This is a genomic window from Clostridioides sp. ZZV15-6597, assembly GCF_020657815.1.
In the GTDB taxonomy this organism is placed as follows: Bacteria; Bacillota; Clostridia; order Peptostreptococcales; family Peptostreptococcaceae; genus Clostridioides.
Map to the genome: position 1 here is coordinate 1 of NZ_JAGWCT010000216.1, position 1,554 is coordinate 1,554.

At 22.7% G+C, this 1,554-nt stretch carries 2 protein-coding genes; one reads left to right on the top strand and one right to left on the bottom strand.

Annotated features, from left to right (window positions below):
• Positions 1 to 583: methyltransferase domain-containing protein (locus KGF52_RS20910; protein ID WP_227841507.1), on the top strand; the 583-nt coding region annotated here is incomplete at its 5' end.
• A gap of 217 nt (positions 584 to 800) precedes the next feature.
• Here the strand turns inward: KGF52_RS20910 and KGF52_RS20915 are convergent.
• The coding region (locus KGF52_RS20915; RefSeq protein ID WP_227841508.1) for a hypothetical protein at positions 801 to 1,554 on the bottom strand (754 nt) is incomplete at its 5' end.

A 1,554-nucleotide genomic window follows, 5' to 3' on the forward strand; every position in this document is an offset into this window, starting at 1 on the left:
AAATATTAACTATATTTTAGATGCTGGATGTGGAGAAGGATATTTCTTAAATAAATTATATGAAGATAAAAATATTAATAATATATGTAAATTAATTGGAATTGACATAGCTAAAGAAGGTATTTCTATAGCTACAAGAGGAGAGAATGAAATTATATGGTGTATTTCAGATTTGTCAAATCTACCATTTAAAGATAATAAGTTTGATGTAATATTAAATATACTTTCTCCTGCAAATTATAAGGAATTTACAAGGGTTTTAAATGATGATGGAATAATAGTAAAGATTGTCCCAGAATCAAATTATTTAAAAGAAATAAGGACAAGTATACAGGGAAATATAAAGAATAATGATTATGACAATAAAAACATTATAGTTGGATTTAAAAAACACCTTGATGTAATTTATGAAAATAGAATCAATTATAAAACTGATGTCAGTGTATTAAATTTAATGAATTTGGTTAAAATGACTCCTTTAACATCAACATTAGATGAAAAAGAAATTTTAAAGTTGATAAAGTCAGGGATATCTAATATAACAATTGATTTAAGAGTTATGGTTGGTACACTAAAGAAATAGAAAATAAAATTTGTCCAAACTTAATAAAAATTATATTACTAAAAATTGCTATGAAACTAGTTTAATAATATCTAATTTCATAGCAATTTTAATTACAATTAAAGTGTGTATATAAAAATTATTTATGTTATATTTCCAAATATGTCCCCAAAAATTTCTATAATAATATTTAATAACAGAGTATTATTATTTGAAATTATTTTAAAAATATAAGATATTAAAGTTTAAAGTATTCTTTTTGAGATGAATTTATTTTAGAGCCACAATTGCTACAGCAATAAGATGTTGAAACATATCCAAATTCTTCAGTATTCTCATTAAACTCCATTTTTTTCTTTGCAATAATTCCTACTTTAATTAAACTAGAACCACAATTATCACAGTTTTGAATTTTACATATACTATACAATTTGTCAGTAGTTACATTTTCTATTGATTTATCACAATTACAACATTTAATAGAAGTAATCTCATTAGATACTTCAACAGGTTCGGCATCTTGAAAAGAAAATTTATATGTTATATCATTTGATACTCTGTAACCTGTATCAAAAATATTAGTATTACAGTTTGGACACATGTATTTTGGAATATATACATCTTTCTTTCCAAAAGTATCTTTCTCAGTATTGTGATTTAAATCATCTAAAGAGGCGTTTTCACCTATGGTATCTTCTTTATTTAAGTTTAAAAGATAATTATAAATCTTTTTATCTTCATTTTGTTTTGCTGTGTCTAAAAAATGACTCATTATATTTGGATAGTCTTTATTTTTTGATGGCATATTTAAATCTATATAATTATTTTCAATTGCAAAAGATAGTATATTGTAATAATTATATTTTACTGCAAAAAATAATAACATTTCATCAAAAATTTTATCTACTATTTTGTCAGAAATACTTATCCAAAAATCTGGGGATTCTAAATAAACTTTCTTACTAAGCTCATCTAGTTCTTTATCTATGTTG